Annotated in this window: 15 protein-coding genes; 7 read left to right on the top strand and 8 right to left on the bottom strand. The window is 39.6% G+C overall.

Annotation, left to right across the window (positions count from 1 at the left end):
- Nucleotides 1–13 precede the first annotated feature (13 nt).
- The 6 genes from guaD (at nucleotide 14) to QZ562_RS04000 (ending at nucleotide 9,045) form a co-directional block, all read left to right on the top strand.
- On the top strand, nucleotides 14–1,330 hold the full coding sequence (gene guaD, locus QZ562_RS04025) for a guanine deaminase (protein ID WP_293757155.1): 1,317 nt from the start codon (nucleotides 14–16) through the stop codon (nucleotides 1,328–1,330).
- On the top strand, nucleotides 1,327–2,544 hold the full coding sequence (locus QZ562_RS04020) for a urate hydroxylase PuuD (protein WP_293757181.1): 1,218 nt from the start codon (nucleotides 1,327–1,329) through the stop codon (nucleotides 2,542–2,544). Before guaD ends, QZ562_RS04020 begins: the two co-directional genes overlap by 4 nt.
- A gap of 619 nt (nucleotides 2,545–3,163) precedes the next feature.
- Nucleotides 3,164–4,519: a glycerol-3-phosphate transporter gene (glpT, locus tag QZ562_RS04015; RefSeq protein WP_293757153.1), complete on the top strand. Its 1,356-nt coding sequence runs from the start codon at nucleotides 3,164–3,166 to the stop codon at nucleotides 4,517–4,519.
- Nucleotides 4,520–5,117: 598 nt separating this feature from the next.
- On the top strand, nucleotides 5,118–5,255 hold the full coding sequence (locus QZ562_RS04010; RefSeq protein WP_293757151.1) for a hypothetical protein: 138 nt from the start codon (nucleotides 5,118–5,120) through the stop codon (nucleotides 5,253–5,255).
- Between the two features lie 279 nt (nucleotides 5,256–5,534).
- Nucleotides 5,535–6,809 carry a S8 family serine peptidase gene (locus tag QZ562_RS04005; RefSeq protein WP_293757149.1) on the top strand — a complete coding sequence of 425 codons (1,275 nt, stop codon included), beginning with the start codon at nucleotides 5,535–5,537 and terminating at the stop codon, nucleotides 6,807–6,809.
- Between the two features lie 451 nt (nucleotides 6,810–7,260).
- Nucleotides 7,261–9,045, top strand: coding sequence for a CocE/NonD family hydrolase (locus QZ562_RS04000; RefSeq protein WP_293757147.1), 1,785 nt, complete (start codon nucleotides 7,261–7,263; stop codon nucleotides 9,043–9,045).
- 974 nt (nucleotides 9,046–10,019) lie between these two features.
- On the opposite strand, the gene QZ562_RS03995 is transcribed toward QZ562_RS04000, so the two are convergent.
- The 8 genes from QZ562_RS03995 to smc all read right to left on the bottom strand — a co-directional run bounded on the left by QZ562_RS03995 (nucleotide 10,020) and on the right by smc (nucleotide 22,325).
- Complete coding sequence (locus QZ562_RS03995) at nucleotides 10,020–10,760, bottom strand: DUF1080 domain-containing protein (RefSeq protein ID WP_293757179.1); 741 nt, start codon at nucleotides 10,758–10,760, stop codon at nucleotides 10,020–10,022.
- A 131-nt stretch (nucleotides 10,761–10,891) separates the two neighbouring features.
- Nucleotides 10,892–11,485, bottom strand: coding sequence for a gluconate 2-dehydrogenase subunit 3 family protein (locus QZ562_RS03990; RefSeq protein WP_293757145.1), 594 nt, complete (start codon nucleotides 11,483–11,485; stop codon nucleotides 10,892–10,894).
- A gap of 2 nt (nucleotides 11,486–11,487) precedes the next feature.
- Nucleotides 11,488–13,173: a GMC family oxidoreductase gene (locus QZ562_RS03985; RefSeq protein WP_293757143.1), complete on the bottom strand. Its 1,686-nt coding sequence runs from the start codon at nucleotides 13,171–13,173 to the stop codon at nucleotides 11,488–11,490.
- A 45-nt stretch (nucleotides 13,174–13,218) separates the two neighbouring features.
- Nucleotides 13,219–14,106, bottom strand: coding sequence for a TIM barrel protein (locus tag QZ562_RS03980; RefSeq protein ID WP_293757141.1), 888 nt, complete (start codon nucleotides 14,104–14,106; stop codon nucleotides 13,219–13,221).
- Nucleotides 14,107–14,974: 868 nt separating this feature from the next.
- Nucleotides 14,975–15,307, bottom strand: a complete 333-nt coding sequence (locus QZ562_RS03975; RefSeq protein ID WP_293757139.1) for a DUF3392 domain-containing protein — start codon at nucleotides 15,305–15,307, stop codon at nucleotides 14,975–14,977.
- Nucleotides 15,308–17,347 carry an NAD-dependent DNA ligase LigA gene (gene ligA / locus QZ562_RS03970; protein WP_293757137.1) on the bottom strand — a complete coding sequence of 680 codons (2,040 nt, stop codon included), beginning with the start codon at nucleotides 17,345–17,347 and terminating at the stop codon, nucleotides 15,308–15,310.
- Between the two features lie 101 nt (nucleotides 17,348–17,448).
- The gene (gene zipA / locus QZ562_RS03965; protein ID WP_293757135.1) at nucleotides 17,449–18,783 is read right to left on the bottom strand and encodes a cell division protein ZipA; all 1,335 of its coding nucleotides are present in this window, start codon (nucleotides 18,781–18,783) and stop codon (nucleotides 17,449–17,451) included.
- Nucleotides 18,784–18,836: 53 nt separating this feature from the next.
- Complete coding sequence (gene smc, locus QZ562_RS03960) at nucleotides 18,837–22,325, bottom strand: chromosome segregation protein SMC (RefSeq protein ID WP_293757133.1); 3,489 nt, start codon at nucleotides 22,323–22,325, stop codon at nucleotides 18,837–18,839.
- Nucleotides 22,326–22,521: 196 nt separating this feature from the next.
- Here smc and cysZ point away from each other — a divergent pair.
- Nucleotides 22,522–23,204 (top strand): sulfate transporter CysZ (gene cysZ, locus QZ562_RS03955; RefSeq protein ID WP_293757131.1); only part of this gene is annotated, 683 nt, incomplete at its 3' end.

The following is a 23,204-nucleotide window of genomic DNA, read 5'->3' as shown; positions in this document are numbered from 1 at the left end:
AGACCCCCCTTTTATGACGACTCAAGCTTATCGCGCATCGATATTACATTTCCCAACTCAAAGTAATAGTCCCAAACAGGACTATGTATACATTGAAGATGGGATTTTAGTTACGCGTAACAGTAAGATAGAATTTATTGGCGAGTACAATAATAATATAAATCAATATCTTAACGTTAATCTACATGATTATTCTGGTCAATTACTGTTACCTGGCTTTATTGATAGTCATTTACATTTTCCACAAACAGAAATGCTTGCCAGTTTTGGCGAACAGTTACTAGATTGGCTAACTGATTATACTTTTCCAGTAGAACGCAAGTTTGCTGACAGCCAATATGCCAGTCATATAGCTAAGATATTTATTAAACAATTACATCGCCATGGTACTACCACCGGCATGGTATATTCGTCGGTACACAAACAAGCAGCCGATGCCCTTTTTCAAGAAGCATCAAGTTACAACATGTTATTGATTGCTGGTAAAGTATGTATGGACAGGCACTGTCCAGATTGGCTTCAAGACACTCCAAAAAGTGCTCAACAAGACAGTGCCGATTTGATAGATAAATGGCATAACAATGGTCGATTAAAATATGCTATCACACCACGTTTTGCGCCTACCAGCAGTGCTAAACAATTGCACGCTTTAGGTGAATTGGCCCAACAATACCCAGATGTGTTTATTCAAACACATTTATCTGAAAACCATAATGAAATAGCTTGGGTCAAAGAATTATTTCCAGAACGAAAAAATTATTTAGATGTTTATGATCATTATGGCTTACTTAGAAAAGGAACAGTGCTTGGTCACGGTATTCACCTTGAGCAAGCCGAATGGCAACGCTTACAAGAAACCCAAGCAAGCATTGCGTTTTGCCCTTCTTCAAACCTATTTTTGGGCAGTGGCCTATTTGATTTAGCCAAAGCCGAACAACACCATATTCCTGTTATGCTGGCGACGGATGTAGGTGGAGGTACCAGTTTTAGTATGTTAAAAACCATGGGGGAAGCTTACAAAATCTGTCAGCTTAAAGGTAACCAGATGGATCCCATGCATGGTTTGTACTTAATGACCCAAGGTGCAGCAGTGGGATTAGGTCTAGAAAACGAAATTGGTAACCTTAATCCTGGAACCGATGCAGACTTTGTTATTATCAATCCAGAATTTGATGAGCTCAGTGCGTTACGTTTTGAAAGTCACCGTACCCCGCAAGATATTATTTTTGCATTGAGTATGTTAGCCGATGATAGAGCCATTATGGCCACATATGTAGCGGGTAAAGCTGTCTACCAAGCCGATAAACAAATATTAAAAGGGTCACAATAATGTTGCTTGATTGGATTTCGTTATTTCTTCGTTGGTTTCATGTTGTTGCTGGTGTGGCGTGGATAGGCGCCTCGTTTTATTTTATTTGGCTAGACAATAACCTACGAACACCACCTGAATGGAAAAAACAAAAAGGTATCAAAGGCGATTTATGGGCCGTTCATGGTGGCGGCTTTTACGAAGTGGCTAAATACGAATATGGCCCTGAAGTCATACCTGAAAAACTACACTGGTTTAAGTGGGAAGCCTACACCACTTGGATCAGTGGTTTTTTATTGCTTGGCTTGGTTTATTATCACGGAGCGGCCATATACCTGATTGATAGTTCAGTGATGGATTTAACCCCTAGCCAAGCAATAGGTAGAGGTTTAGGGCTGATTTTTGGTGGATTATTTATTTATGAAGCCGCTTGTCGCAGCCCATTATCTAGATACCCAAAAGTATTTGGTATTATGGTGTTGATACTTCTTGCAGCGGCGAGTTATTTAGCCACTCATTGGTTTAGTGGTCGAGGAGCATTTATTCATGTAGGGGCTCTAATCGGAACCATCATGGCGGGTAATGTGTTCTTCAAAATCATGCCGGCTCAGCGACTCATGGTTGACGCGGTGACCAATAAAACAGAGATTGATCCTAGTTGGGGATTAGGTGCCAAATTACGCTCAGTGCACAACAACTATTTAACCCTGCCCTTACTATTTATTATGATCAGCAATCATTATCCTATGACTTATCAGCATGATAATGCATGGTTAATATTGATGGCAATCGGGGTAGTCTCTGCTTGGATACGTCATTATTTCAACCTTAAACATATTGGTATCTCCCGCCCATCGATTCTTGTCACTGGATCTATTGGCATGATGATCATCGCAGGTATGGTATCAATGCCTGTTACTTCTCAAGTGGATACAACCACCTCCACAAAAAGTTCCGCACCTGCCATCGAACTAAATGTGCAACAACAAGTGGTATATGATGTTATACAAACTCACTGTGCAAATTGTCATGCGGCACAACCCACAGACGACATGTTTGTTATTGCACCTTTGGGTTTAATGTTTGATACATGGCCACAAATAGAAAAGCGGGCTTCAATAATTCATAATCGAACGGTGGTAATCAAAGATATGCCATTGATGAATAAAACAGCCATGACTGAAGATGAAAGACAAATTATAGGTACTTGGTTTGAGGGCCTATCTGCTGATTAGAACTTGTGGGTAACAGGTCTTCTAAGAAGTGCCTAGCTAAGGCCTAACTAAGGCCTAACTAAGGCCTAACTAAAGCTTGTCTGAAATTTATCTAATTGAGCAAGCTTTTAATTAGATGAGCACCATGATGATGATGTTGTGGGAATACATAGCTTACTCTCAACATTATTAATGATGTATTGTTAACTGTTTAATATAATCAGCCTAACAACATCATTGTGCGGATAACATTTTCCAGATGCAGATATTATTTAGTAGGCTCTGCTGACAAAAATAGAGGCGTAACCAAAATCCAAAATATTCAATTCTTAATTAAACAAAAAATTATGTAATATGTTTCTGGCTAAAAACTCAAAAAATCCCCTGATCAATCACTGTTTTAGCAATAGCCACAGGTCATTCATCATCCTTATCGTAGTCCTCTACACACCATGTGGAACTTAGGTATATACCCAAATGAGTAAGCCTTCAAAAAGAGGCCAATTACCCAGCAAAAAAAAGTAAATAAACGTAATCATTTGCCACGTTCCACGTAAGGATCGAAAATTAAAGTTAAATAATTGATATATAGAGTGATAATTTCTGTTTTAATTACCAAAATTAATTAGATTAAGTCTTTATGTTTGGTATTTTCAAACCCGCACCACATATTCCATCGCAACCCAAAGAAGAAATCGACAAAGATTATAAACATCTGCGATGGCAAGTATTTATTGGTATTTTTGTCGGTTATGCAGGTTACTACTTAGTTCGCAAGAATTTCTCCCTAGCCATGCCCTTTTTAATAGAAGAGCAAGGTTTTAGTAAAGGTGAGCTAGGTATTGCTCTATCTGCTGTTTCTATCGCTTACGGTTTGAGTAAGTTTTTGATGGGTAGCGTATCCGACCGCAGTAACCCACGCTTCTTTTTGATGACCGGATTGCTGATTTCTGCTGGTGTGATGTTCATATTTGGATTCACTTCTTGGGCAACCCAAAGTATCGGGTCAATTTTTATCTTATTATTTTTAAATGGTTGGGCTCAGGGTATGGGCTGGCCTGCTTGCGGTCGCACTATGGTGCACTGGTTTTCAGGGAATGAACGGGGTAAAACGGTTTCTTTTTGGAATATTGCTCATAACGTTGGTGGTGGTTTAATCGGACCTTTGTCTATATTAGGTATGGCTTGGTTTAATGAGTGGCATAGTATTTTTTATGTACCTGCCTTTGCTGCTTCTTTAATAGCAGTATTTATCTTTTTTACTTTGAAAGATACGCCACAGTCATGTGGATTACCTCCCATTGAAGAATACCGCAATGACTATCCCAAAGACTATGATGAATCACACGAACAAGAGTTTACTGCTAAAGAAATATTCCTAAAGTACGTGCTTAATAATAAACTACTCTGGTTTATTGCAGGGGCTAACGCCTTTGTGTATCTCATCCGTTATGGCGTTTTAGACTGGGCACCCACCTATCTATACGAAGTAAAAGACTTTTCGTTTAACAAAAGCTCATGGGCATATTTCTTATACGAATGGGCCGGCATACCCGGTACTCTGTTGTGTGGATATATCAGCGACGCTTGGTTTAAAGGTCGACGTGCGCCTCCTGCCATTTTATATATGGTGTTGGTGTTAGTGGCAGTGCTGGTTTATTGGTTTAATCCCCCAGGAAACCCTACCGTTGATATCCTTGCGCTTATGGCAATTGGTTTTTTAATTTATGGCCCTGTAATGTTGATTGGCTTATTTGCATTAGAGCTAGTCCCTAAAAAAGCAGCAGGCACCGCTGCTGGTTTAACAGGCTTATTTGGTTACTTGGGTGGTGCAGTCGTAGCCAACATTGTACTGGGTTACACAGTCGACCACTTTGGCTGGGACGGCGGTTTTATACTCTTAGTAGGGGGTTGTATTTGTGCCATCATATTAATAGCTATGACTTTAAAACACGAAGTAGCACATGAGAGCAATCAAGCACCTCAAAAAAGTTAACTACAACATGCTTTCAACAAAATACACCATTCAAGTTGGGACAAAATCACCGAATTTGTCTCAACTTGTTAGTCAGTGGATAAAAACCTCATAGGTTTAATTCAATATGGCTGACTGCAATTTTGGTACCTCTTAAACGCCAAGTTTGTTGAACTTTTCAGTTACTATTCTAACCATAGCTTTTGGGATATGGCTGACTTCATCAAATGGTGAGTACGCGATTAACACAAGAAAACTAGTGACACAAAGTCTGGAATCGACATAAGGATGAAATCGACATAAGGATGGTGAAATTTATGTCAAGATGCTCACTGTTAGCGCTGTAAAAAACGAAGCTGATCAAGTGCCAGTCTTCGTTTCATTATGACATGTTAACCAATCTGCCAAATCGTGTTTATCTCGCAGATCGTTTTATTTAAGTCACGTCTCAGTCCCAGCGAATGAAAGCAGCTTTACGATTAAGTGATCCGTTGACACATATCGGTAGTGATGAATTTATCGCAGTCATGGTTGATTCAGATATTACCGACGATAATGTGCCTATATTAGAAATCCTATCAAAAACTGCCCCTGAGCCTATCAACTCAGTTGATACAATATGCAAGTATCGGTATTGCCTTTTATTCACGACGGTGAAGACGCTGACCAACTCATGAGTCGTGCAGATCGAGGCATGTATACAGTTAAGAATTTAGGCAATAATCGTTACCACCAATTTGTAGCTGCACAAAATTAAACTAGAAAACATATAAAATTTTGTTTCGTCCTGACATAGCTCGCACTTACACCAAGTCAGATACTAGATTTCAACTACTCTTGCCCTTCCACATATTTCACAGCTAATAACTCATATGTTGGGGGGAAACCCCTATTTCCAGATAACTTATCTACTGAGAAACTAACCATTAAGGTTAATGATTATTAACTAACTCATTTCCTATTTGATGTGAGGTGAAAATACAGTACTCAATCTCAGAGTCACTTTAAAAAATTTAATGCTATGTGGAGCACAAATATGAAAAAGAAATTAATAAGCTTAATGATTTTATCTTCCATCGGACTACCTACTGTTGCTGCACAAGACAACCTATTGAGCAATATCATCGTGAGTCTTGATGCCAATCAGATCGCCAGTGTTGCTGAGTTTGCCGATGGTTACGCAATATCAACTCAACATACTTACAGCCACGTTTTTAGTGGCTTTTCTGCGACCGTCACCCCAAAATTGTTAACACAATTAAGTAACGACCAACGTGTGTTAAGTATTTCAAAAGATGGCAGAGTCCATGCTATAAAAAGTACCTCAAATAAAATATCAGCCTGCAACTTTTTATTTGGTTGTCAAACCACACAGCAACAGACTCCTTGGGGCATTAGCCGCATTGCTGCAAATACCTCTGAAAATACTGGTAAAGGCATTCATGTTTATGTCATTGACACCGGTATAGATTCTGATCACGCTGATTTAGCGAGTAATGTCGCTGAAGGCTATAGTGTTGAAATGTGCCTTGGTTTGGGTTGTTCGAATGCTTGGGATGATGACCAAGGTCACGGTACTCATGTGGCTGGCACCATAGGTGCAATTGATAACAATCTTGATGTTGTTGGAGTCGCACCCGCAGTAACTTTACACGCAGTTAAGGTACTAAATGCGGCCGGAAGTGGCTCAAATTCAGGTGTTATTGCTGGTATTGATTGGGTAACGAAACAAGCAAAGTCTTTAGGTGTACCAGTAATAGCTAATATGAGTCTGGGTGGCGGCGGCTCCAAAACAGGTACATGTACCAGCGACAGTTTTGTCGGTAGTGATAACTTTCATCGCGCTATTTGTAATGCAAAAAATCAAGGGGTTATTTTTGCAGTCGCGGCGGGAAATGACGGTGAGAATGCTAATCAATCAACACCAGCAGCTTATGATGATGCGGTAATCACAGTAAGTGCAACCAATATTGATGATGATTGGGCTAGCTTTTCAAACTGGGGAAATGAAACGGCAGATTGGACTATTTACCAATCTGCGCCGGTTGCAATTGCAGCGCCGGGTGTCAATGTTTTATCTACCGAAAATGGTGGTGGAACAACAACTCTCAGCGGCACTTCAATGGCAGCTCCGCATGTTGCAGGTGTTCTAGCACTTTATTTAGAAAACATATCACTGATCGCTGATGGCAACGCTTTTGTTGAAGCAAGAGATTGGTTACTCGACAATAGTGAACCAAATACTAATTTAACAAATTCCACTGGTGACGCTCACCAAGAAAATTTTCTTAATGCTGAAATACCACAATAAAAGTGTCAATTTAACCATTGGTAAAGTTCTTTTGATGCGGTCATAGCTATGATTTTGAAGATGAAATCATCTTAAATTGATAATCAGCCAACTTTTTATACCCATGGTTTATTCCAATAAGATCTGCAGGGTCAGATGTTTGAAAATAGATTAGAAACTAGACTTCAACCGCTCTGCCCCGCATATCTTATATTAACCATTAGAACTTGGATCTAATTTTAGGCTTTTTAATGTGTTCCTTAACAGGAATAGTGAATGCAGGGGAAGTATTGAGTACAACGTCTAGGACTATGAATAACCGTGATTCCAATTCAGCAAACTCAAACTAACCTTCAACCAAACAGGTTTATAGTCAGGATACACAAGCGGTGTAACGGAACTTGATACCTATTTTAAATAAACACTTTGCACGTAATAGCTTTTCACTAAAAACAATAAAGGAGACACCATTATGACTTGTAATCCCTACCTTAGAATCGCTCGTGGCGCTGCTTTGAGTCTCGTAATTGCCAGTGTTGTACTATTTGGCTTTACCACTTCGCAAGCTGATGCAGCAGGCAAAAATAAAAAAAATCAGAGAGAAGTAGTCAAAGCTATTAATGGCGGTGGACCGGCGCTATCACAGCTTAAATATAACCTAACCGTTACCTCATTTGATGGCACAGAAATCGCAGTAACAATATATCAACCAACTCTGAAACAAGGCCAGCCAGCCCCCCTTCTAATGTATAGCCACGGATGGGGCGGCAGCCGCTCCACCGATCTGAGTGAAGCAGACTCGCTCACTAAAACGGCTCGCAAGGCTTGGGATTCAGGCTACTTTGTACTCACTTTTGATCAACGCGGATTTGGTGATAGCGGCGGTCAAGCCAATTCTCAAGACCCAGCTATTGAAGGCCGCGACGTTCAGACTCTCCTTGATTTTGCTGAAGGTATTATGTCGCCACACTTAGCATATTTCAAAGGTGATCCACTAGTGGGTGGCATAGGCCTAAGTTACGGCGGCGGGTTTCAGCTGATTGGCTCCAGTATCGATCCGCGTTTTGACGCGTTAGTACCGGCGATGACATGGCACGACTTGCCTTACAGCTTGAGCCCAGAGCGCGTTCCGAAAACGTTATGGCTATCATTACTAAGTGGTCTTGCGAGAGAGAATCAGGCGCCTTGGGTAACGCAGGCATACGCAGAATCCTTAACTGGGACAACAAGTGAAGAGGGTGTCCGACGCCTTGCTAGTAACGGTCTTAAAGCATATTGCAAGCCTGATGGCCTTGGTGTACCAAAAGTAGACGCTTTATTTATTCAAGGGGTCAACGACACCCTATTCAATTTAAACGAGGCCAATTGGAATTACGAGTGTCTGCGTAATGCTGGAAATGATGCGTATCTGCTTGTTACTAAGGGTGGGCATATATTACCAGCTTTTCAGGACGGTTCTGACGGAGGAACGACCAACTATGGGGGCTTTTTCAATGATGTGCAGTGCGGCGATACCCGTTACACTATCGCCGATTTGTCTTACACTTTCCTCAACGGCAAACTACGTAAACTAAAGCGTAATATATCTATCCCACGTGTTTGCCTGACCCAAAAGCGAAGTCAAGGTGTGATTAGCGATGAGGTGCCTAAGGGTGGTTTAATGCAGTATTTTTCTAGTGGCAATTTGCTGGTTGGTCCGCCATCAGTTGACGTAATTCTCAATTTGCTTCGCAAGCTTAACCCTGCCACTCAGGCCGAGGTACTGAGTCGACTTTCTGCTGACACGGTCAGTTTACTCACTAAAGCGCTGATTGGTTTGGTAACTATCGAGCCAGAACGAGTGGCCATTCTGCTGACCGAACTTGTCGAAACTCAACCGCCAGCTTTATTGGCAGAACTTGGAACTGCACCACGCTTTGTACCGCTGTATCAAGCAAGCAGTGATCAAATCCTCGCCGGTATACCTCTAGCAAACTTTAACATAGAAGGTGAAACCACACTTGACCCGCGTGTTTTTGTTGGACTAGGAGTGATGCGCCTTGGACAGCTGAGCCCAAAACTATTGCATGATCAGATCTTGCCGATGCGTGGCACTGGCGCACGTCAAACGGAGCTAATCGGGATCAGTACTCAATTGCGCTCAGGCGATCAAATCGGCCTGATGCTTTACGGTTTTCACCCACAATATACACTTGGCTTTTCACGAATCCCTAGCGCAGTGGACCTAACAGGCACAGTGCAGCTACCGTTGCATTAGTATCAACACCCTCCTCACCGGCACTTCACGTGTCGGTCAACCCAAAATGTGTTATTAATAATTTTTGGGCAATTTAGCAACCTAAAACATAAAAACCCAAATTTGCAGCGCAGCGGGCTTCATTTCTTTTTCTGTTCTAAGACAATAATATTGATATGCAACTTTTTATCGGCTTGGAAGTTCACTCCCTTGGTAAAACCAATTTTTTTGATGCACAAACGATAAAATTTTTGCTGTTCAGTAGTTAACAAACGTTACCAACAGATAAGTTCATTAATGGGTTCATCATCCTTAAGCAAGCCATCGGAGTGATATTGAAACTGCGTTTCTAGAAATGCCTGTTGGCTAAAGCTGACATAAAACGATGTAATACCAATAAAACTAAAACACTCGACATATGTAAAATTTACAGTGGTTATTTGGTTTTTTTTAGCCTACCTAATTCTACACCTTGCGTAAATTCACAATAAATTGTTCTGAGGTTAATCCAAAAGTTAAAAGAATATAATTGATAGATACCGTTCGAAGGTATCGACTTATTATTATCTAATATTAACAAGTAAGATTTGATGATGTGACTAAAAAATTAGGATAACCCAAATTATAAATTGAATAGTAAATCAAGATTAGAAAACGGTTTTCTCTCCACTCCAAACTTTACCTGAAGCTATTGATATAAGATTGACATGCAAATTATATATATTTCAGAGACTAATTACCCAAATATTAGGAAAGTCTATCAATAATGAACACAATAGATTCATGTTCGGGCTATGAGGAGTGTGTTGGCTATGTAGAGTGTGTTGAGTGCGTTTAGATCAATTACTTCACGTTAAAATATGTAATAGCTAATAAAGAATATATATGTGATGTCAGAAATCACTGAAAAGGCCTGAGTAAAATAGGATCAAAATTATTAGTCCAATCATAAATAAAACAGCTATGGATCATAAGCAATGGCTCTGAATAACAGATTAGTTTTGAGTGTTCAGGTGCCTAACCCATAAGTTACGAAAGCTCACTTTATTGCCGTGATCTTGAAGCTGTAGAGGAGCACAACCATGAACTTCATAGCTTGGAGAGCCTATCCATTCCGTTTTACCCTGAATTTTTACGTGATTTTGCACCAATACGCCATTGTGTATAACAGTAACGAAAGCTGGGTTTGTTAGTGTTGTGCCATCAAAACGTGGGGCTGTATAAATAATATCATAATACTGCCATTGACCTGCAGGACGCATAACATTAACCAGCGGGATGCTTTGCTTATAAACGCTGGCGGCCTGACCATTGGCATAGGTTGGATTATTAAAAGAATCTAATATTTGAATTTCGTAACGTTGTTGCAAAAATATACCACTGTTATTACGCTGTTGACCTTTGAGTCCTTTTACCTCGGTAGGTGTTTTCCATTCCATGTGTAATTGTATGTCGCAGAAACGTTGCTTAGTTTTGATATCACCACTACCAGGGTTTACCGTAAAACTGCCATCTGTCAAAGACCAATCAGCTTCACCACCTTTTAAAGTCTGCCAGGCACTGAGGTCTTCACCATTAAAAAGTACCGTGGCATCTGAAGGGGCTTTTCCATCAAACGTGGTTACTAACGCTGGGACGGGTTTCCATACTTCACTTTTTTGTGCCATTTTTTTTCGCTGCGCTTGAACATCTTTTGCAATGCTATAGGTACCGATAGAGGTATTAACACCTATCATGATGCCTATAAATAACAAAATATTGATTGGTGTTTTATTAATACTCACTATCTACGTCCTTTTTGAAACAAGGTTTATTCTGATTTTACATCTATTTTTACGTTTATTTTTACTACGACAAGACGCTGCTTTTAAGTCGCCCAGGCTTTATCACCCTTTTTATAAGGTATTTCGCCGTCGTAAAATCCGGGTACCGCTTCGTACCTGAGTACTTTAGTTGCGCCTACTTCAGATGAAAAAAAACTAAACAATACCAATTGTTTAAACATTGAAAAATAGTGAGGCAGTGCTGACTCGTTTGCATTGATTTCAGTTTTGATTGAAAACATTTTTTTATTATGTCTGTTAGCTTCCTCATCCAACGATGAAAGTAAGGCTAAACGTTGTTCAGGTGTTAACAACACGAATTCTTTGCTATAACGACTTTTTGCATTAGACTTTATAGCCAACATACCCTCATTAAAAAATTTTCGCTGGTCTGGTGAATAACAATCTGCAAGTAATATAGCAATCATACTGCCCACATTGGCATCTTTTGCTCCAGGCGTATCAGTTCGCGGAATAATGCTTTCGCCCACTTCATTAAAAAATGCCACGTCGTCTATTGAATAACCACTACCCTGATTGTCTTCCATGGGAAGTACTGTGTAAGCCAAGACATTAGAGCCTACCAATGCAGTACCAGTAGCTGCGACAATCATTTTTAGTAAATCACGTCTTTTCATAATTATAAGTTACCTTTTCTTAACTCATCTACCGCAAAGCTTGCTGCTCTGGCAGTCAAAGCCATATAGGTCAAAGAAGGATTGACACAAGATGCAGACGTCATACAAGCACCATCAGTAACAAATACATTAAGTGCATCCCAAACCTGATTATGTGCATTGAGTACAGACGTTTTGGGATCGCGTCCCATACGTGCTGTTCCCATTTCGTGTATACCCATACCTGGATAATATTCTTTTTCAAATCCTTGCACGTTTGTTAAGCCAGCAGACTCAAACATATCGACAGCATCTTGTTGCATATCTTTTCGCATGCGCAGTTCGTTTTCTCTTATAGCAACATCCATGGCCAATACCGGTAGTCCCCATTTATCAGTTTTGTTAGGATCCAAATAAATTCGATTGCTGTGTTCGGGTAACATTTCACCAAAAGCGGTCATGCCTATTTGCCAAGGACCGGGTTCGCTTATGGCGTCTTTTAGATCGGCTCCTATGCCCATTTCTGCAACATCTCGTTTCCAACCTTGGCGACTAGCAGATCCTTGATAACCGAAACCACGTAAATAATCGCGTTTATCACTCCCCCAGTTGCGAAAACGAGGAACGTAAAAACCGCTTGGACGACGTCCATAATAATATTTGTCGTCAAAGCCTTCCACTGTGGCCGAAGCACCAACCCTGAAGTGGTGATCCATGACATTGTGTCCCAATTCACCACTGCTGCTTCCTAAACCGCCTTCCCATTCATCTGTGGCCGAATTCATCAGCAACCATGTTGAATTAAAGGATGAAGCGTTTACAAATATGATTTTACTAGTGAATTCATAGATTTCGTTGGTTTGTGCATCAATTACAGAGACACCTGTGGCGCGCTTTTTGTCTTTGTTATACAAAATTTCTTTGACAATCGAAAACGGTCGCAATGTCAGATTACCGGTTTTAACCGCTGCAGGCAGTGTTGATGATTGGGTACTGAAGAATCCACCGAAGGGACAACCTAACCAGCACTTATTGCGGTACTGACAACTAGTGCGTCCTTGCTCGGGCTTATCCTCAGTCATATTAGCGGTTCGACCTGAAATCAAGTGTCTTGAACCTTTAAACGCTTTTGTAATACGTGCTGATATATCTTTTTCAACACAGTTTAGTAACATAGCCGGTTGAAATTCACCGTCAGGCAGTACATTCAGACCATCACGATTACCACTTATACCGGCAAAGCGTTCAACATAACCGTACCAAGGAGCGATGTCTTCATAGCGAATTGGCCAATCGACAGCGATCCCTTCTTTGGCATTAGCCATAAAATCTTCAGTGTTCAAGCGATAACTCTGCCGTCCCCATAATAAAGAGCGTCCACCAACATGGTAACCGCGGTACCAGTCAAAACGTTTTTTTTCAATATAAGGTGACTCTTGTTCATTAGCCCACATGCCAAAAGTGGCTTCATTTAAAGGGTAGTCGCGGCTAAGTACTGGAAAGTCTTTCTTCATTGCTTGAGTAGGACGACCTCGATGTGGATAATCCCAAGTTTCCTTGTGCATATTTTGATAATCTTTGACGTGCTCTATATTTTTGCCACGCTCAAGCATTAATACTTTAAGGCCTTTCTCGGTTAATTCCTTAGCGGCCCAGCCTCCGCTGATCCCTGATCCGATAACTATTGCGTCATAATGATTATTCGCCACATTTAGCTCCGTCTACTGTATTGACTGAATTAAGTAATTTCATATTCACACATCACAAATTTGAATGGCATGACGTAATGATTCAATTTTGTCTGATTGATTATCTGGAGTAGGAATAAATTCCTGAGCCAAAAACCCTACAAAACCAGTTTCTCGGATGGCTTGGGCAATAGCCGGATAATGTAACTCTTGACTGTCATCAATTTCGTTTCGTCCGGGTACACCAGCTGTATGGTAATGGCCAAAATATTGATGATGATTTCTAATGGTACGAATAATATCGCCTTCGCTTACTTGCATATGATAGATGTCGTATAGCAGCTTAAAATTAGGGGAATCTAATTGTTGGCATAAAGCGACACCCCAAGCTGAAGTGTCAGCCATATAATCTGGGTGATCAATTTTGCTGTTAAATAACTCCATTTGTACTACCACACCTTTTTGCTCAGCGTAGGGTAATATGCGCTGCAAACCTTTCATCGCATTGTTAAGTCCTACTTCTTTGGTCATGCCCCTAGCATTTCCACTAAAACAAACTAGGTTGGTGTATCCTGCTTCAGCCAACAAATCAATATGCTGGATATAACGTTCAACTAATTCGTCATGGAACTGCGGATGTATCCAGCCGTCAACCAGATTGATTTCGGCACCGTTGCACATAGACGATTCGATACCATAACGTTTGAGCATTGGCCAGTCTTTGGGACCCACTAAGTCGATGGCCGAAAAACCTATTGAAGTGACCACCTTGCATAATTCTTCGATAGATAAATCTGCATATGTCCAGCGTGCAACAGAATGATTGATACGGCCTTTAAGTGGCAACAATTTGGTCTTACTGGTGTTTGCAGCAAGGCTAAAAGCAACATTACTGCTCATAGCGGCTCCACTAAGTATGATACCTTTAAGCAGGTTACGACGAGGATTATTCATTTACAGTCACCTTTTTTACTTGAATGCCGACAACAATATGTTTAATGCCCAAAGCATAAACCTAGCAGAAAACAAAAAATTGTTTCAATGGAGTAAAATTCAAAAGATAAGAAATACTATAAAACACTGACTTCAACTGTGCGAGTGTCTAATGTCTCACAAAAAATTTTACAGTTTATGTGTGAATATCGTTGCCAATATATTCAATAGTTAATTTTATGTTAATTATTTTATCGAAAAATAACATATTTGCGATAAAATAATCTCGGTTGCTGATGCAACAAATTCGGCGTTATTAAGGTTGGTCTTAAAGAATTAAAACACCTAATAACAGAAAAGATCCGACAGATATAAATCTGCGCGGTAACGTAAGGTATTATTTTTATGGAAAGATCAGATATCAGGCGACATATTGTTGAAATATATTATATGAGAGTGCCATTAAAAATAACGTTTAGAGATAAACGCAGACCATTGCCTAAGTTAGAAAGGTAAGACGAGTTGAGACTGGTGTTTCTGTTTACTAAGAAAATCGAGAGCCGACTAAACTCGCATTAGGTAGTGATGGAATAGTCATAGCCATTACTTTTAGACTAACACCGGAGATATTGACTGCTATTGTGTTGAATTTTAATTGTATAGAGCTCGGTTTAATAGGTCCGAGTTGTCGATAAATAATCCAAGCACGTTTTTAACATCTATGAATGCAATTTTAATTTCCACTAGCATAAATAGCATCACTCAGATTAAAGCAAAGGGTAAAGTTAATACTAATAAAAAATCAAGCATATAACTCTTTCTACTCTCTCCCTAGGCTCTTTCTTGGCTTTTCCCAAGCTCTCAATAGACTTCGTCTTATAACGCTAGATCAAATATAACGCCTATTTTCAGCCAAATATCCTAAGACTAAAAAAATTGAAATAATAGCGGTTCCTCGATACAAGTATGGGACCCACAAAATAAGCATTTCTACATAAGGTGTAACAAACACGACGAACAGTCCATACCCAAAAGCACAGATCAGCACAAATATGAAAGTGCGGATGACAAAATGATAAGGGCTGATCATACGTTTAATATGTTTATTAAACGTATCACCATATACGACTAAAATTGTAGCCAAAAATGTTAAGGCTATTTCACTGTTGTAAGGTTGTGTCAGTTGACTAAGCTGAGCTAGTATAGAATTTAACCAGTCCATCTAAGCAAGCCCACTTAATTGAGAAAACAGGTCCAGCATTTCTTGTTCATTAATGACCTTGACGCCCAATGATTCAGCTTTTGCCAACTTAGAGCCAGCTTTTTCACCAGCCACTACACAGCTGGTTTTAGCAGAAACGCTTCCTGCAACTTTTGCACCCAAAGATTGAAGTGTGGCTTTAGCAGCGTTTCTATCCATCTGCTCCAAGGTTCCTGTTAATACAAATGTTTGACCTGATAAAGGCAATGTATCAATTTTAATTTTTTCAATTATCGGCCAATCAATACCAGCAGCAATTAACCCATCGATAACTTGAACATTATGCTCTTCTGCAAAAAAATTGATTAAATGCTGGGCCACAATAGCTCCCACATCACTTACTTCTTGTAGACTTTCCATATTGGCATGTTTTATCGCTTCTAATTCACAATAATGAGCGGCTAAATTAGCAGCAGTAGCTTCCCCCACTTCTCGAATACCTAATGAATATATAAACTTAGCAAGTGTGGTTTGTTTGCACTTCTCTAATGATTGAATAAGATTAGCAGCGGATTTTTCGCCCATACGCTCTAAATTAGAGATTTGAACGAACTCTAAACTGAAAAAATCAGCAGGTGTTTTGACTAATTTTTGGTCAACTAATTGCTCGATAATCTTATCGCCTAATCCATCAATATCAAACGCTTTACGTGAGGCAAAATGTTTCATGGATTCTTTGAGTTGTGCTGCACAATATAGTCCACCCGTGCATCTAGCGATTGCTTCATCTTCGAGTTTTTCGATGGCTGAATCGCAGATCGGACACGTTTCGGGGAATACTATATCTCGGGCATTTTTATGACGTTTATCAATGATGACCGAGACAACTTGAGGTATAACATCCCCTGCCCGCCTAATTATCACAGTGTCACCAACTTTTAGGCCAAGACGCTCAATTTCATCTGCATTATGCAAAGTAGCGTTAGACACTGTTACGCCGCCAACAAACACCGGCTCTAACCTTGCCACAGGTGTTATAGCACCCGTTCTACCCACTTGAAATTCCACTTCTTGGACGACTGTCATTTCTTCTTGAGCAGGAAATTTATGGGCAATAGCCCAACGTGGCGCTCGAGCTACAAAACCAAGCGTTTTTTGTAATTCAATTACATCAGCTTTAAAAACAACACCGTCAATATCGTAATTAAGTGAATCACGTATATTGCCTAAATGTTGATAATAATCCAAGCACGCTTCTGCACCTTCTGCTACTTGCAGTTCTTTACTTAAAGGTAAGCCCCAATCGCTTAATTGTTTTAATCTGGCCGAGTGACAATCGGCCAATGGATATTGTTCGTTTTCAACTAAACCTAATGAATAGGTGAAAAATAATAAGGGGCGCTTAGCAGTGATGCGTGAGTCCAGTTGTCTTAAGCTCCCCGCAGCTGCATTGCGAGGGTTAGCAAATACCTTTTTCTCTTGTTGTAACTGAGTTTTGTTCAGCTTAATAAAACCATCACGTGTCATGATCACTTCACCGCGTACTTCCAAACGCTGGGGATAGTTATCACCGCGTAATGTTAACGGAATATTACGGATAGTACGTACGTTAGCCGTGATGTTTTCACCAACTCGGCCATCGCCACGAGTTGCGCCACGCACAAGCTTACCGTTTTCATACAACAAGCTTACGGCTAAACCATCTAACTTGGGCTCACAGCTATAAGTAATCTCATTAGTATTTTTAAGCCTATCTTGCATACGCTTTTCAAAAGCCAAAAATGATTCTCTGTCAAAAGCGTTATCCAAAGACAACATTGGCACTTCATGTGTTACCTGTTTAAAGTCGGGCAATGGCATATCGCCCACTTTTTGACTGGGTGAGTCATCTGTCAATAAATCTGGATATTGTTGTTCTATTGTTTGCAAGGCGAGCATCTGCCTGTCGTATTCGGCATCGGGTACACTGGGATTGTCTAAAACATAATATTGATAATTATATTCTTCGATAACGGTTTTAATTAAAGCGAGTTGTTTAATAATATCTTGCGAGGCTGCCATAAAAGCATTCCAATAAATAAGAAAGTGAAGCTTTGCCCTGAATAACGCTCCAAGGGCAAAATAATAATATAAATTAATATTGAATAAAAATTAGAAGTGGTTCAGCCCCTTAATATGCGCTTCCGTTCAAACTCTCGAATTTTTTCCACATACTGTTGCAGACTTTGTTTCGTTAGTAACACTCGTCTACCATCATATATCTGAGCTGAGAACTCGTCAGCAATTTTTCGAGCGGCGTTGTGCATCATGTTAAACACTTGATGAGGCTCACCTTCAATGGGTAAAATCATAAACAATGAGATGCCCCCAGTAGTAAAGTTTTCAAGGTTATCGATATCAAAATTACCCGGCTTAAACATGTTGGCTAAGCTGAATAGCACAGGTCCTTTTCCGTTTGATTGAATATGACGATGAAAAATATCTTGCTCGCCAAACTTAAAACCTAAAGTGAGTAACATCGGAAGCAAAGCTGAGCCAGGGATTAAATTATCATCTGCCGATTTAACATTCAGGACTAGGACTTCCTGCGGTTGCTCAGGCTGAACAGGCTCCGTTTTAGATCCTTGTATTGGTTCTTTCTGAGGTTCTTCTGTGGTGCTTGGCTCCTCATCAATATTATCAAAATCGATACCCATTTGGTCATTAGTATACTTAGGCTCCAGACGCTCGTTACCCCATTCAACTTTTTTATGTTTGAGTACATGACGTGATTGTTCAGACAAACTCAATTTTTCTACTGGATTAGAATTAGCTTCGGTATCTTTTTGTTCATCACCCAAAGATTGACTAGCCTTAGTTTGTTTATTAACTTCAACTTGTTCACTATTATCTTCTGGTTGTGATACTTGTTTTTTTAGTAAAAATGGAGGGGGTTCTGGCGCTTGATAATGATCATGTGAACGATAAGGCTTATTTGAAGTCGCTTTTTCTTGTTTAGAGATAGCTCCAGTTGCAGAAACTAAGGAATCATATTTAGCAGCATATTCGGGCTTCGGTCGTGTCACAACCGATGCATAAATTTTACTAGATGAAATTTCTGGCTCTACTAAAATGTCTTCAGGTGGGCTCTGCTCTTGTTCAGCATCAACCTTTGACTCACCAGACACAACTCGCACTGTGCCTAAACCTAAATCATCATAATTATTTTCTTGTGACTTAGAATCCGTTGATTTAGATACAACCTTATCTTCACCAGTATCAAAATTCATATCTACATTTTCATCAATATTGAAGTTTGTACTGTCCTCCACGTCATCATACACATCATTATCAGACTCCCAACCGGAGGGTTGATACTCTTGGTCTTTTTTGTGTCTGCCAATGCTTGTAGTACTTTCGTTATTTTTTCGGGACAACCAAATACCGTGAACGGCAATTCCAACAATTACCAAACTGCCAATTATCAATAACGACCATTGTAAACCATCTGCTTCCATTAACTTACTCGTACTTCTTTATTATTCATTAAAAGGAGGTAATGTTTTTGTACTTAGGCATGCGCAATTGCCACCGCTTCATCAACATCTACAGTAACCATACGTGAAACACCTGGCTCAGTCATTGTCACTCCGGTTAAATGTGTTGCCATTTCCATGGCTATTTTGTTGTGCGTAATAAAAACAAACTGCACTGTTTTCGACATTTCAGACACCAATTTACAGAACCTAACGACATTAGCATCATCTAATGGTGCATCAACTTCGTCTAGTAAACAAAATGGAGCAGGATTTAATCTGAATATAGCAAACACTAATGATAAAGCGGTCAGCGCCTTTTCACCACCAGAAAGTAGATGAATGGTACTGTTTTTCTTACCTGGGGGTCTGGCCATAATAGTCACACCCGTTTCGAGTAAATCATCATCAGTTAATTCCAGGTAGGCCGTTCCACCACCAAAAACTTTAGGAAACAATAACTTAAGGTCTTCATTAACTTGATCAAACGTGTCTTTAAATCGTGTTTTAGTTTCCTTATCGATCTTTCGAATAGCTTGCTCAAGAATATCCAACGCGGCAACTAAGTCATCATTTTGATCATCAAGGTGTTGTTTTCGCTCCGCTTGTACATCATATTCTTCGACGGCTGCAAGATTAACCGCACCTAGTTTAGTTAACAATATAAGGGTTTTATCTAATAAATGTTGCCAGCTCTTTTCATCGGCTTCTACAGGTAAGGTGTTTAGGACTGATTTAATGTTTTGCTGCATCTCTTTGAGTTGCTCTAGTACACCTTCTGCTCTGACCCGATGACCTTCACAATCTAATTTAATACTTTGTAATTCGCCAAGCATCAACTGAATTTTATCAGTGATTCCTTTCTGTCCTTTCTCTACCACAGATAATTTTTCATCTATTGTGGCTAACTTATTATTGTGCTCTTGTTGCAGAGTATCCAAACTAATTTTTTGTTTTAACAAATGTTGTAACGATATTTTTTGGTCTTCTAAGGGCATCGCCAGTTCAGCAGACTCCGTTATTAATACAACTAACTTTTCACGCATATTGTCGAGTAGTTGTGATTCGCGTTGTTGATTAATGGTTAGTCCTTGATATTGGCTTTGTGCGCTTTGTAAATGCAAAGCCAGTTGGTGCAGTTTATTTTTAGTCGTTTCTAACTGGGTGCGATAGTCAGAAATTTTTTGTTGCTGCTGTTCTCGGATAAGCTCAAATTTAACTTGCTTATCTTGCAAAATATTCACTGCCTGTTCCAGTTCTTCTGCTTGCAGCGATAACGCCTCAAACTGTTGTTGTTCCTCTTCTGACGTTTCTTGTTGACGCAATAAATCTTTCGACAATCGTGAATTGCGGCTTATATTTTGTTTTTGCTGAAGTGTTAATAATTGCACTTGATTATTGCATTGCTGCAAATTTAACTTCAGCTGCTCATTTTGCTGCTTTGCAGTTTCAGCAATTTGTCTAGCAGCAACCATATTAATTTCAGCGTCATTTATCGCTATTCCTGCAACTAAAACATCGTTTTTAAGTGGCTTAAGCTGACTTTCAAGTTGTTTAATTTGATTGGCACGTTTTAATAAACCTGTTTGCTGATCCGCATTACCTAGAGATGCACCTATTACCATCCAACCCTGACCTATCCAGTAACCATCTTGAGTTACAACACTTTGATAATTTGTTAGCTCAGACAACATTGCAAGCCCTTGTTCAAGGTCAACAGCACACATAATATGGGTTAACCAGCTTGGTACAACGTTATTGTTTAGTTTAGTAGCAATGCTATTATCAGGGATGATTGCAGTGTAGTTTTCTTGAAAAATCCAAGCAGAACCTGACATTTCGACTAATTTTTCTTGGCTAGTATTTTTATGTAATAAAATAGCGCTCTGCCATTGTTGAGTAATCGTTTCGAACGCCTCTTCCCAATCATTTTGAATATCTAAAGTTTGCCACCAAGACTGGCTACTAAACTGATGGTTTTGAACGAATTCGTTTAAGTTGTCGTCAAGATTATTAATATCTTGTAATGAATTTAAGGCAGCTAATTGTGCTTCGAGGCTTTGTAACTCGCCTCTTAATTTCATATAGATTTGTTCATTGTGTTTCAGGTTACGTTGCACACTTTCTTGTGCAAATAATGTGTGTTCTGCATTTTCGGTGCTTTGCACTGACTGTTCTTCAAAAATCTGTATTTCTTTTTGGCAGGCTTCTATCTGAGAACATAACTCACCATTTGAGACTTCACCCAGCTCATCTGTAAGCTCGCTTATACGCTGCTGAGTTCGCATTTGCATTGTCATTAAAGACTGAATTTTACCATGACAACTTTGTGCTTGTTGTTTGCGTTGATTAAATTTTAATTCTTGATTTCGCCACTGATGCTGTTGCTCAATAAACTGTTCTTCAGCTTCAAGCAGAATACTTTGTGTTTGCTCTAGCTGATCTTCAAGCAGATACTTCTCTGGCTCGGCTAACGCTAACTGTTGAGATAACACCTCAATTTTAATCATATTTTGCTGATGATGGGTTTGATTATCGGTGACAGCAACTTGCAATGCATCGGATTCTTGCTCAATTTTCTGACGTCTTTGTTTTGTATGGATTTGGTTCTGTTCGATACGGGTAATATCTGTACTTATACTAAATACTTGTTGCTGAATATCATTTAATTGTTGCTTTAAATCTTGTTGTTGTTGTTTGAATTCAACGATGTCTTTTTCTTCATTACGCTGAGTAGCGACGAAGGCTTCTATATCTGTACCTTTCTGGACAATATCTGATTCTAAAGCACTAATTTTTTGACTATGTTGCAACCAGCGAAGAGCTGCTAATTCGGCTTTATAACGTCGCTCACTTTGTTTCAGCTCTTTATAACGTTTAGCAGCAGTGGCTTGGCGTTGCAATTTTTCTAATTGCTGGCCTAACTCACTTCGCACATCTTTTAAGCGTTCTAAGTTTTCATTGGTATGCCGAATACGAGTTTCGGTTTCTCGACGTCGTTCTTTGTATTTTGATACCCCTGCAGCCTCTTCAATAAATATTCTTAATTCCTGAGGCTTAGACTCAACTAAACGAGAAATCATACCTTGCTCGATAATCGCGTAACTGCGAGGACCCAGACCAGTACCTAAAAACAAATCAGTCACGTCACGTCGACGGCACTTAGTGTTATTTAGTAAATAATTCGATTGTGCTTCTCTGGTGACAATTCGTTTGACCGACAACTCATTATAACCAGCATACTCCCCTTGAATACGTCCTAATGAATTATCAAACACCAATTCTACGCTGCACTGCGAAACTGGCTGACGAGCTGTTGAACCATTAAAAATAACGTCTACCATTGAATCACCCCGCAAATTTTTGGCAGAGCTTTCACCTAATACCCAACGCACAGCATCAATCACATTGGATTTGCCGCAACCATTTGGTCCAACAACTGCAGTCATATCGTCTGGAAAATGAATAGTGGTTGGGTCAACAAAAGACTTAAACCCAGCCAGCTTTATTTTTTTTAAGCGCATATAAAAGTAAAGTGATTCCGAAAATTGTTATTATTGTTGTTCTTTAGATGGTAAATGTATCAAAAGTCATCAAGTGTAACAATTGACGTTTTGACCCATAGCTATGGATACGTATACTGCACTCGCGTTTTTTTTGAAAAACAATTGTTTATCATATAGTCGGACCGTCGAAAACCATCAGCAATATAGGTGAAATATGGAATATTTTTTTCAAGGCTTTAAATTAATTACAACCAAAGGTTTGAAACGTTTTGTATTCTTCCCGTTGGCCATAAACCTTATCCTGTTTGCTGCAGGTTTTTATTATTTATTTGGTGAAATTAGCAGCGGTATTATTTGGTTAACTGACCTTATTCCCGACTGGGAGTGGCTAAGTTGGTTAAAAGATGGATTAAGTTACATAATTTGGCCGATTGCTGTAATCACTATTTTATTAGCTTTTGCATTAATATTTGGCACCTTGGCCAATTGGATTGCTGCACCCTTTAACGGGATATTAGCTGAGAAAGTCGAACAACACCTCACAGGTCAACGCATGGATGACACTGGCTTGGGCGATATATTTAAAGACATACCACGTACATTAGGGCGCGAACTATCAAAATTCACCTATTACATTCCACGAGCTATTGGCTTTTTATTATTGTTTTTTATTTTACCGGTATTCGGCCAAATATTATGGTTCTTATTCTCAGCTTGGATGATGGCCATTCAATATTGTGATTATGCCTTTGATAATCATAAGGTGTCTTTTACAGATATGAAACAAAGCTTGCAAGCTAATCGTTCTCAGAGTTTTAGCTTTGGGATTACAGTTAGTCTATTTTCGGTGATCCCCATTGTTAATTTCCTAGTGATGCCAGTAGCAGTGTGCGGAGC

Source organism: uncultured Paraglaciecola sp., from assembly GCF_913058035.1.
In the GTDB taxonomy this organism is placed as follows: domain Bacteria; phylum Pseudomonadota; class Gammaproteobacteria; order Enterobacterales; family Alteromonadaceae; genus Paraglaciecola.
This window is presented reverse-complemented; position numbering and strand designations above follow the sequence as displayed.

Bases quoted from the DNA above. Each gene is read 5' to 3' on its own strand.
- guaD (WP_293757155.1), top strand. From the start codon at position 14: ATGACGACTCAAGCTTATCGCGCATCGATATTACATTTCCCAACTCAA.
- glpT (WP_293757153.1), top strand. From the start codon at position 3,164: ATGTTTGGTATTTTCAAACCCGCACCACATATTCCATCGCAACCCAAA.
- QZ562_RS04010 (WP_293757151.1), top strand. From the start codon at position 5,118: ATGCAAGTATCGGTATTGCCTTTTATTCACGACGGTGAAGACGCTGAC.
- QZ562_RS04005 (WP_293757149.1), top strand. From the start codon at position 5,535: ATGAAAAAGAAATTAATAAGCTTAATGATTTTATCTTCCATCGGACTA.
- QZ562_RS04000 (WP_293757147.1), top strand. From the start codon at position 7,261: ATGACTTGTAATCCCTACCTTAGAATCGCTCGTGGCGCTGCTTTGAGT.
- QZ562_RS03995 (WP_293757179.1), bottom strand. From the start codon at position 10,760: ATGATAGGTGTTAATACCTCTATCGGTACCTATAGCATTGCAAAAGAT.
- QZ562_RS03990 (WP_293757145.1), bottom strand. From the start codon at position 11,485: ATGAAAAGACGTGATTTACTAAAAATGATTGTCGCAGCTACTGGTACT.
- QZ562_RS03980 (WP_293757141.1), bottom strand. From the start codon at position 14,106: ATGAATAATCCTCGTCGTAACCTGCTTAAAGGTATCATACTTAGTGGA.
- QZ562_RS03975 (WP_293757139.1), bottom strand. From the start codon at position 15,307: ATGGACTGGTTAAATTCTATACTAGCTCAGCTTAGTCAACTGACACAA.
- ligA (WP_293757137.1), bottom strand. From the start codon at position 17,347: ATGGCAGCCTCGCAAGATATTATTAAACAACTCGCTTTAATTAAAACC.
- zipA (WP_293757135.1), bottom strand. From the start codon at position 18,783: ATGGAAGCAGATGGTTTACAATGGTCGTTATTGATAATTGGCAGTTTG.
- smc (WP_293757133.1), bottom strand. From the start codon at position 22,325: ATGCGCTTAAAAAAAATAAAGCTGGCTGGGTTTAAGTCTTTTGTTGAC.